General features: G+C 58.2%; 14 protein-coding genes and 3 pseudogenes. All 17 read left to right on the top strand.

Translation table 11 applies throughout. From position 1 onward, the window contains the following. The coding region (locus ACMX3H_RS04010; protein ID WP_415209898.1) for a Mu-like prophage major head subunit gpT family protein at positions 1 to 499 on the top strand (499 nt) is incomplete at its 5' end. Positions 500 to 547: 48 nt separating this feature from the next. Further along, positions 548 to 964 carry a gp436 family protein gene (locus ACMX3H_RS04005; RefSeq protein ID WP_415209897.1) on the top strand — a complete coding sequence of 139 codons (417 nt, stop codon included), beginning with the start codon at positions 548 to 550 and terminating at the stop codon, positions 962 to 964. Beyond that, positions 964 to 1,179, top strand: a pseudogene (locus tag ACMX3H_RS04000) (phage protein Gp37); the annotation flags it as partial. The gene ACMX3H_RS04005 and the pseudogene ACMX3H_RS04000, both read left to right, overlap by 1 nt. A gap of 204 nt (positions 1,180 to 1,383) precedes the next feature. Further along, a complete protein-coding gene (locus ACMX3H_RS03995) occupies positions 1,384 to 1,506 on the top strand; it encodes a hypothetical protein (protein WP_415209900.1) in 123 nt (40 codons plus the stop codon). Beyond that, positions 1,499 to 1,771, top strand: coding sequence for a DUF2635 domain-containing protein (locus tag ACMX3H_RS03990; protein ID WP_415209896.1), 273 nt, complete (start codon positions 1,499 to 1,501; stop codon positions 1,769 to 1,771). Before ACMX3H_RS03995 ends, ACMX3H_RS03990 begins: the two co-directional genes overlap by 8 nt. Then, entirely contained in the window at positions 1,768 to 2,055 is a 288-nt protein-coding gene (locus ACMX3H_RS03985) for a hypothetical protein (protein ID WP_415209895.1), read from the top strand. Before ACMX3H_RS03990 ends, ACMX3H_RS03985 begins: the two co-directional genes overlap by 4 nt. Positions 2,056 to 2,262: 207 nt before the next feature. Beyond that, positions 2,263 to 2,391, top strand: coding sequence for a hypothetical protein (locus tag ACMX3H_RS03980; RefSeq protein WP_415209894.1), 129 nt, complete (start codon positions 2,263 to 2,265; stop codon positions 2,389 to 2,391). Between the two features lie 22 nt (positions 2,392 to 2,413). After that, positions 2,414 to 2,575, top strand: a complete 162-nt coding sequence (locus ACMX3H_RS03975) for a hypothetical protein (RefSeq protein ID WP_415209893.1) — start codon at positions 2,414 to 2,416, stop codon at positions 2,573 to 2,575. Between the two features lie 208 nt (positions 2,576 to 2,783). Continuing rightward, positions 2,784 to 3,406: pseudogene (locus tag ACMX3H_RS03970) on the top strand (ATP-binding cassette domain-containing protein). 20 nt (positions 3,407 to 3,426) lie between these two features. Then, the gene (gene artJ, locus ACMX3H_RS03965; RefSeq protein ID WP_415209892.1) at positions 3,427 to 4,122 is read left to right on the top strand and encodes an arginine ABC transporter substrate-binding protein; all 696 of its coding nucleotides are present in this window, start codon (positions 3,427 to 3,429) and stop codon (positions 4,120 to 4,122) included. Between the two features lie 55 nt (positions 4,123 to 4,177). Then, positions 4,178 to 4,417, top strand: coding sequence for a transposase (locus ACMX3H_RS03960; RefSeq protein ID WP_415209891.1), 240 nt, complete (start codon positions 4,178 to 4,180; stop codon positions 4,415 to 4,417). Between the two features lie 215 nt (positions 4,418 to 4,632). After that, positions 4,633 to 6,423: an aspartate--tRNA ligase gene (gene aspS / locus ACMX3H_RS03955; RefSeq protein ID WP_415209890.1), complete on the top strand. Its 1,791-nt coding sequence runs from the start codon at positions 4,633 to 4,635 to the stop codon at positions 6,421 to 6,423. Beyond that, positions 6,423 to 6,857 (top strand): dihydroneopterin triphosphate diphosphatase, encoded by a 435-nt coding sequence (gene nudB, locus ACMX3H_RS03950; protein WP_415209889.1) that lies wholly within the window; start codon positions 6,423 to 6,425, stop codon positions 6,855 to 6,857. The genes aspS and nudB overlap by 1 nt, the downstream gene beginning before the upstream one ends. 23 nt (positions 6,858 to 6,880) lie before the next feature. Then, a complete protein-coding gene (locus tag ACMX3H_RS03945) occupies positions 6,881 to 7,624 on the top strand; it encodes a YebC/PmpR family DNA-binding transcriptional regulator (RefSeq protein ID WP_415209888.1) in 744 nt (247 codons plus the stop codon). 43 nt (positions 7,625 to 7,667) lie between these two features. Beyond that, positions 7,668 to 8,183, top strand: a complete 516-nt coding sequence (ruvC, locus tag ACMX3H_RS03940) for a crossover junction endodeoxyribonuclease RuvC (RefSeq protein WP_415209887.1) — start codon at positions 7,668 to 7,670, stop codon at positions 8,181 to 8,183. Between the two features lie 108 nt (positions 8,184 to 8,291). Further along, positions 8,292 to 8,897: pseudogene (ruvA, locus tag ACMX3H_RS03935) on the top strand (Holliday junction branch migration protein RuvA); the annotation flags it as partial. Between the two features lie 4 nt (positions 8,898 to 8,901). Then, positions 8,902 to 9,546, top strand: a 645-nt coding sequence (gene ruvB / locus ACMX3H_RS03930) for a Holliday junction branch migration DNA helicase RuvB (protein WP_415209886.1), incomplete at its 3' end; no start/stop codon positions are given.

Below are 9,546 nucleotides of genomic sequence, written 5' to 3'. Positions count from 1 at the left end.
CAGCGGTGACGCGACCAAGGTCGCCAACCAGTTGATTGAAAAAACCGGCAGCGGCGCGGCTCAAAAAGCGTACGACGGTGCTGTCTGGTATCTGCTGGACTGCTCGCGCGCACTCAAGCCGCTGATTTTCCAGAACCGCCGTCCACCCGAGCTGCTCGCGTTAACCAAAGTGGATGAGGGCCGCGCGTTTACTGACAACGAATTTGTCTTTGGTGCCTCGGCCCGGCGCAATGTGGGCTACGGCTTCTGGCAGATGGCTTACCGCATGCAGGCCCCCCTGACGCTGGATAACCTCTGGAAAGGCTGGAGCGCCATGCGCGGCTTTACCGCCGATGGCGGTCGYAAGCTGGGTATTCGTCCGACCCATCTGGTGGTGCCGGTGGAGCTGGAAAAAAMCGCCACCCAGTTACTGGAGCGKGAATTACTGGCCGAGGGCAGCGCCACGGTCTCTAACGAAATGAAAGGCAAGCTGACGCTGCTGGTCGCAGACCTGTTGTAAMAGCGCGSTTAAATCCGSTTTAAACGCCCMTGAAAGGAGWGKTAACGCATGTATGCCAGCGAGCAGGATTTACGCGCCCGCTATAGCGCCCCGTTGMTAGAAAGGCTGGTCGACKGGCGCAGCGATGAGGYRGCMGCCCGGCARAARGTGAGYCAGGCGCTCAGCGATGCCAGCGCCCTGATGGACAGCTTTATCGCKGCCCGTTACGCMCTGCCGCTCTCGGTGGTGCCGTCRGTRCTGAAACAGCATGCCTGCACSMTKGCGTTTTACTACCTGAATGACGAGCGGGCCACTGAGCAAACCMGCCAGCGTTACCAGGATGCGCTGCGCTGGCTGGAGGCGGTGAAAAAGGGKGARCTGCCGCTCGGGGTGGATAGCGATARCCAGGYYCCCGACAGTGCCGACCTGCCGCAGATGCAGGCCGAYGCGTCGGTGTTCGGGCGCAAGCAGAARGGGTTTATCTGATGATTGTCTCCACCGAAAACGCCTTRCTGRCSCGRCTRCRKGMSCTGTTTGGCAASACGTTGCGTRATATCGCCACCCATCCCGGCGACTGGAGCRARGMRGSGCTGCGTGAYGTRCTGCTRACGCCGCCYKCGRTGTATCTGGTRTGGCTGGGGGCGCAGGCCGGTCAGGTCAAAGGCGTGATTGACAGTCGCTTTGTTTTTTACGTGGTGGCCGATGTTATCAACGGTGCCGAGGGMGACMGACCCGGCCTCTACCAGATAGKGGCGCGSCTGATRGCGGGCTTATCGGGTTTTYGTCCGGCAAACKCCGGRMCGATGCGCTTTGAAGAGGGGCRCAACCTKTACACCGAGRAACAGGGRAATTGCGGCGTGGTGCTGTATGGCATCTACTTTACCTGYGAGGAGCCGGTGMCRSCGTTGATGCARGACGATGGCGTGGATGASTACCTGCGCCATTATCARACCTTTACCCAGGCGGACGGCAGYCYGCCGTTCGCCGCCCATATCACCCTGCGCGGGGAGAGCCACGACAATGAATGACAYCGACAACACMGCGATGCGCTTCCCTAACCCCTTTGACTTRCCGATGATTTTTGTCGTGCCGGCCCCGGAGCGCGCGGTGCGCGAACCCAACTCCATGCAGATGTTACCGGATACGGGGGCCTGGGTGCCGCGCAATGCTTTCTGGCTGACGCGCCTGCTGCGTTTCAAGGATGTGCTGGAAATCCCGCCACCGTCTAAACCGGCGGCCACCCGGCAAAAGTCACCCCCTGCCGCCTTGAGTAAAAAGGAGTCGCCTTCATGACCATAAGCTTTAATGAAATCAGCGCCGGGGTTCGCATACCGCTGACGCATATTGAGATTGATAATTCGCAGGCCGTCACCGGCACCCCGACCACGCTGACCCAGGTGCTGATGTTGGGTCAGGCCGCCATCAAGGACGGCAAGGTAGACGGCAGCGGCGCAGTAGACACGCCGGTACGCATCACCCGTGCCGATCATGCCGCGACACTCTGGGGCCAGGGATCCATGCTGGCGGCGATGGTGAGAGAATTTTTAACCGATAACCCGGATGCGGTGTTAACGTAAGCGCCCCGTGGAGGACGTCTTGAATTATTGGTGGGTTTGTTGTAYGGCCCGGTAAGAATATGNTCCACTACGATGCCTAGTGAACCCGCATCCTATAAGGGACGGCTGTCAGATCATGGATAATCCGGCGATGATAGTGTCCACTTAAATTTTAATGGACACTATCACAAACKTCAGAACCAYTAATTTYATATCACTCAAACCGGGATGGAAATAAAAGTTATTAAAATCAATACAATGAGCATAAGCGTGCAACGTAGGTTTACTGTCTCGTACAACAAACCCACCAATAATTCAAGACGTCCTCCACGGGGCGCTTACCAATACCGACGCTAAAAATATCCCGCTGCGGGTAGACATGTCGCGGCGCCAGGCCGGCGACCGGCCGGATGTCGCTTGGCAGGCCGAAGCGCTCATGATCCGCGAAGGCACCTGCTGGGTATTGGACGATGTGCGCTACCTGGGGGTCGCGCCGCCCGCGACGGCCGGCACGCTGGGCCAAACGCTGGAGACACGTTAACCTTTCTGCTTCGCCCCGGCGCACCGGGGCGCTATAGCGCGATCCCGCCCGCCTGAAGCATAACCCGACGGAAAAACGGCCGTTGCTGCTGCTTTGTACTGTCATTCGTATTATTATCTTCCTAATTGTAAATTTTCAACGTGGTGGATTGCATCGGCGCGGGCGCGACGTTACCATCTGCCCCCCAATGGCTATTCAGTTTATTCGCATGAGTATTCAACTTAACCGCATTAACTGCTTTTATGGGGCGTATCAGGCTCTGTTCGATGTGACCCTGACCTGCCCGGCGGGTGAGACGCTGGTATTGCTCGGCCCGAGCGGCGCCGGTAAAAGCTCGCTATTGCGCGTGCTTAACCTGCTGGAAATGCCCCGCGCCGGTGAACTGGATATCGCCGGTAATCATTTTAACTTTCGCCGGACGTGAAGTCTATCCGCGCGCTGCACCAAAATGTCGGCATGGTCTTTCAGCAATACAATCTGTGGCCGCATCTGACGGTGCGCCAGAATCTGATTGAAGCCCCTTGCCGGGTGCGCGGCCTGGACCGTCCGGCGGCCAACGCCCGCGCGCTGATGATGGGGCCGCAGGTGCTTTTGTTCGATGAACCGACGGCGGCGCTGGATCCGGAAATCACCGCGCAAATCGTCAGCATCATTCGTGAGCTGGCGCAGACCGGCATCACCCAGGTGATCGTCACCCACGAGGTGGAAGTGGCGCGCAAGACCGCAAGCCGGGTGGTGTATATGGAAAACGGCCGCATTGTGGAACAGGGCGACGCCAGCCATTTCGCGCAACCGCAAACCTCCGCGTTTGCGCAGTATTTATCGCATTAATCTTTTCGGGAATAACACTAATGAAAAAGACCGTCATTGCCGCGCTGCGGGCCGTTCTGTCCACCGGCGTTAGCGCCGTGCAAACCGTGCGTTTTGCCACCGAGGCAACCTATGCGCCGTTCGAGTTTGTCGGTGCGGACAATAAAATCCAGGGCTTCGATATCGACCTGGCCAATGCGCTGTGTAAGCAGATGGAAGTGGAGTGTACTTTCACCAACCAGGCGTTTGACAGCCTGATCCCCAGCCTGCGCTTCCGCCGCTTTGACGCCGTGATTTCCGGTATGGATATCACCCCGGATCGTCAAAAGCAGGTCGCGTTCACGCAGCCCTATTATAAAAATTCGGCGATCTTTATCGCCCAGAAAGGCAAATTCGCCGATTTGGCGTCCCTGGACGGCAAGCGCGTCGGGATGCAAAATGGCTCCACCCATCAGAAATACCTGATGGATAAACACCCCGAAATCACCGCGGTGCCCTACGACAGCTATCAGAACGCTATCCTGGATCTGAAAAACGGTCGCCTGGACAGCGTGTTCGGCGATACCGCCGTGGTCAACGAATGGCTCATGAAGGACGCCAGCCTGGCGACCGGCGGCGAAAAAGTGACCGATAAAGCCTATTTCGGCACCGGCCTCGGCATCGCCGTGCGCCTGAATAATACGGCGCTGGTGGATAAGTTCAATCAGGGTAAGCGTACGCCCAGCGCCGTTTGTTAATTCCCCATCAAGTTATTGAAGATGATGTCCATTATTTTTTTAATGGGCGCAATTCATGAAACAAACCCCACCAAAACCCTCAAGACGTCGTCCTAATTTCCCGCTGGACTTTAAAATTAAGCTGGTTGAGCAGGCGCTCCATCCCGGCGTATCCATTGCCAAGCTGGCACGGGATAACGGTATCAATGACCATTTGCTGTTCAACTGGCACCAGCTCTACCGTCAGGGCAAGTTCGGTGTCCAACCTAAAATCCCCACTACACAGCAGGCTGAGCTACTGGCGGTTACACTGTAAGCGTACGCCCAGACGGGCTTATGCTATGCCTGAAATTCCTTTATAATGACCGCCTTTCAAACGCCGGCCCGTGCAGCGCGCACCCGCCGGCCGGTGATGCCGGGCAAAGACTCGGCGCCGGTTCGCCCACGCCGGGCGCAGCCATTAATGAATAACAGCTCGTTTTGTCCCATTCCGCGGCACCCGCTGACGGGCTGAATTTTAAGGATATCCTAATGCGTACTGTATATTGCGGACAGCTGAACCTGTCACATGTTGGCCAGGAAGTGACGTTATGCGGTTGGGTCAACCACCGTCGTGATCTCGGCGGTCTGATTTTCATCGACATGCGTGACCGGGAAGGCCTGGTGCAGGTATTTTTTGATCCCGATCGTCAGGATGCCTTCGCCCGCGCCGCCGAGCTGCGCAATGAATTCTGTCTGCAACTGACCGGTATCGTGCGCGCCCGCCCGGACAGCCAGGTCAATAGCGATATGGCCACCGGCGCCGTAGAAGTACTGGCCACCCAACTGACCATTATCAACCGCTCGGAGCCGCTGCCGCTCGACGCCAATCAGAATAATACCGAAGAGCAGCGCCTGAAATTCCGCTACCTCGATTTACGTCGTCCCGTTATGGCGCAGCGCCTCAAAACGCGGGCGCGTATCTCCAGTTTCGTCCGTCGTTTCATGGATGCCGAAGGGTTTCTTGATATCGAAACGCCGATGTTGACCAAAGCAACGCCGGAAGGCGCGCGTGATTACCTGGTGCCCAGCCGGGTGCATAAAGGCAAGTTTTACGCCTTGCCGCAGTCACCGCAGCTGTTTAAACAGCTGCTGATGATGTCGGGTTTCGACCGCTACTACCAGATCGTGAAATGTTTCCGCGATGAAGACCTGCGCGCCGATCGTCAGCCGGAGTTCACCCAGATCGATGTGGAAACGTCATTCATGAGCGCGGCGCAGGTGCGCGAGGTGATGGAGCGGCTGGTGCGCGATTTGTGGCGCGACATTACCGGCGTCGACCTGGGCGTTTTCCCGCAGATGACCTATGCCGACGCCATGCGCCGCTTCGGTTCCGACAAACCGGATTTGCGCAATCCGATGGAGCTGGTGGACGTGGCGGATTTGGTCAAAGACGTGGCGTTCAATGTGTTCTCCGCGCCCGCCAACGACGCCAAGGGCCGCGTGGCGGCGTTGCGCGTGCCCGGTGGCACGCAGTTGAGCCGCAAGCAGATTGACGAATACGGCAAATATATTGAAATCTATGGCGCCAAAGGGCTGGCGTGGATGAAGGTCAACCAGCGTGACGCCGGCGCAGAAGGGGTGCAAAGCCCGGTGGCGAAATTCCTGGGGCCGCAGGTGATCGAGCAGATCCTCGCGCGCACCCATGCCGCCGACGGCGATATCGTTTTCTTCGGCGCGGATCGCGCAAGTGTCGTGACCGATGCGCTGGGGGCACTGCGTCTCAAGCTCGGCCTGGATTTGCGGCTCACGGAAACCGACCGCTGGGCGCCGCTGTGGGTGGTCGACTTTCCGATGTTTGAGGAAGACGAAGACGGCGGCCTGGCCACGATGCATCATCCCTTCACCGCGCCGAAGGATATCGATGCAAAGACGCTGGCCGCCTGCCCGACGGCGGTGGTGGCCAACGCCTACGATATGGTTATCAACGGTAACGAGGTCGGCGGCGGCTCGGTGCGTATCCACCGCGGCGACATGCAGCAGACCGTGTTCGGCATTCTGGGTATCAATGAACAGGAACAGCAGGAGAAATTCGGTTTCCTGCTCGATGCATTAAAATATGGCACGCCGCCCCATGCGGGCCTGGCCTTCGGCCTGGATCGCCTGGTGATGCTGCTGACCGGCACCGACAATATCCGCGATGTTATTGCGTTTCCGAAAACCACCGCGGCGGCGGATCTGATGACCGAAGCCCCCAGCTTCGGCAATGCCGAGGCGCTGGCCGATCTGTCGATTGCGGTTGTCGGCAAGGGTAAGGAAGCGATGGAAAACGGTCGGTCATAATGGCCTATAAACGCCCAATTTCGGTGCTGGTGGTCATCTCCGCCACCGACAGCGGGCGGGTTTTGATGTTACAGCGCCGGGATGACCCGGCATTTTGGCAGTCGGTTACCGGCAGTATAGACGCCGGTGAACCTCCGGCGGCGGCGGCGCAGCGGGAAGAGCGCGAAGAAACCGGGTTTGATGTCGATGCCGGGGGACTGACGCTTACCGATTGCCAGCGCTGCATTCAATTTGAGATTTTTAGTCATTTTCGCCACCGTTACGCGCCCGGAGTGACGCACAATACAGAATATTGGTTCTGTTTGACGCTACCCTGTGAGCAGGCGCCCGTGTTAAGCGAGCATCTCAGCTGGCGCTGGATGGCCGCCGACGCGCTGACCAAATCCTGGAGTAACCGGCAGGCGATTGAAGAATTTGTTATTTATCCGGCCTGAGAAGGCTTTTTTCGGAGAGAGATATGGCAAGTCATAGTAAGTGGGCCAATACCAAGCATCGTAAAGCCGCACAGGACGCCAAACGCGGGAAAATTTTCACCAAGATTATCCGCGAATTGGTTACCGCCGCCAGACTGGGCGGCGGGGATGTCGGCTCCAACCCTCGCTTGCGCGCGGCGGTGGATAAAGCCTTAGCGAATAACATGACGCGTGACACGCTCAATCGCGCCATCGCCCGCGGCGTGGGAGGGGATGACGACGTCCAGATGGAGACCATTATTTATGAAGGCTATGGCCCCGGCGGTACCGCGGTCATGGTTGAGTGCTTGAGCGATAATCGCAACCGTACCGTGTCCGAGGTGCGTCACACCTTTACCAAAACCGGCGGCAATTTGGGCACCGATGGCTCCGTTTCGTATCTGTTCACCAAAAGAGGGGTGATTTCGTTCGCGCCGGGCCTGAGCGAAGATACCATCATGGACGCGGCGCTGGAAGCCGGCGCCGATGACGTTATCACTTATGATGATGGCGCGATCGATGTGTACACCACGCCGGACGCGTTCGGCGAAGTCAAAGACGCGCTGGAGGCGGCCGGTCTGACGCCGGAATCCTCGGAAGTCGCGCTGGTCCCGTCTACCCGCGCCGATCTGGATGCGGAGACCGCGCCCAAATTACTGCGCCTTATCGATATGCTGGAAGACTCCGATGATGTGCAGGAAGTCTACCACAACGGTGAGATTTCCGACGAGGTGGCGGCGACCCTGTGATGACCGGTTTCCCGCGTTATCGCGCGCGCCAGGCGGCAGCGGTATGACCGTGATATTGGGTATCGATCCCGGCTCGCGTATTACCGGCTATGGTATCGTGCGTCAGGATGGGCGTAAACTGAGCTACCTGGGCAGCGACTGTATCCGTACCAAAGTGGACGATCTACCCGGTCGCCTGAAGCTTATCTATGCCGGCGTCAGCAAGATCATCACGCAGTTTCAACCGGACTGCCTGGCGATTGAGCAGGTCTTTATGGCCAAAAACGCCGACTCGGCGCTAAAACTGGGCCAGGCGCGCGGCGTCGTGGCGGCGATTAACCTGGATTTACCGGTGTTTGAATATGCGGCCCGTCAGGTCAAACAGACGGTGGTGGGCACGGGGTCAGCGGAGAAAAGCCAGGTACAGCATATGGTGCGTACCCTATTAATGCTATCGGCTAACCCGCAGGCGGACGCCGCCGATGCGTTGGCCATCGCCATCACCCATTGCCACGTCAGCCAGAATGCCCTGCGCATGGGCAGCGGCAGGATTAATCTGGCGCGCGGCAGGCTAAGCTGACATCCGGCTGTGGCACGTTTACCTTCAGGCTGGATATCCATCCAGCCTTTATTATGTTATAAGCATAACCATCAAAAGCAATAACCTGACGCGTAAAGGAAAGTCGAGGTGATCGGACGTCTCAGAGGCATCATTCTGGAAAAGCAGCCGCCGCAGGTGCTGTTGGAAACTCATGGGGTGGGTTATGAGGTGCAATTGCCGATGACCTGTTTCTATGCCCTGCCGGAAACCGGTCAGGAGGCGGTTATCTTCACCCATTTCGTGGTGCGTGAGGACGCCCAGTTGCTGTTTGGTTTTATCCATAAGCAGGAGCGGGTCCTGTTTCGCGAACTGATTAAAGTGAACGGCGTCGGGCCGAAGCTGGCGCTGGTGATTCTCTCCGGGATGTCGGCGCCGCAATTTGTCAGCGCCGTGGAGCGCCAGGAAATTAACGCGCTGGTGAAATTGCCCGGGGTTGGCAAAAAGACCGCGGAACGGCTGGTGGTGGAAATGAAGGACAGATTTAAAGGTCTGTCCGGCGATCTGTTCGCGCCCCAGGGCGTAGGCGATATCCCCCCCGCCATCGACGCGCAGGTCAATCCGGCCGATCCCGAGAGCGAAGCGGTTGTGGCGCTGGGGTATAAACCCCAGGAGGCAAGCCGGATGGTGAGCAAAGTGGCGAGCGCCGGCGCCGATTGTGAAATGCTTATCCGTGATGCGCCGCGCTGTGAGGTAGAGGATGATAGAAGCCGATCGACTGATGAGTGCCGCGACGGTGACCGAAGAAGAGGTTATCGACCGCGCTATCCGGCCGAAAACACTGGCGGACTATATCGGTCAGCCCCACGTGCGCGAGCAGATGGAGATTTTCATTCAGGCGGCGAAAATGCGCGGCGACACGCTCGATCATTTGCTCATCTCGGGGCCGACCGGGCTGGGTAAAACCACGCTGGCGAACATTGTCGCCAATGAAATGGGAGTCAATCTGTGCACCACCTCGGGTCCGGTGCTGGAAAAAGCCGGCGATCTGGCGGCGATGCTGACCAACCTCGAGCCCCATGACGTTTTATTTATCGATGAGATCCATCGGCTTTCGCCGGTAGTGGAGGAAGTGCTTTATCCGGCAATGGAGGATTATCAACTGGATATCATGATAGGCGAGGAGCCGGCCGCTCGCTCTATCAAAATCGAGCTCCCTCCGTTTACCCTGGTGGGCGCCACCACCCGCGCAGGCTCGCTGACGCCGCCGCTGCGCGACCGGTTTGGTATCGTGCAGCGGCTGGAGTTTTATCAGACGGGGGATTTGCAGCATATTGTCAGCCGCAGCGCCGCCTGCCTGGCGCTGAACATTACCGAAGTCGGCGCGCGGTACGCCGCGTATCGC

It is taken from the genome of Sodalis sp. (in: enterobacteria) (assembly GCF_047607725.1).
In the GTDB taxonomy this organism is placed as follows: Bacteria; Pseudomonadota; Gammaproteobacteria; order Enterobacterales; family Enterobacteriaceae; genus JBLKSS01.
This window is presented reverse-complemented; position numbering and strand designations above follow the sequence as displayed.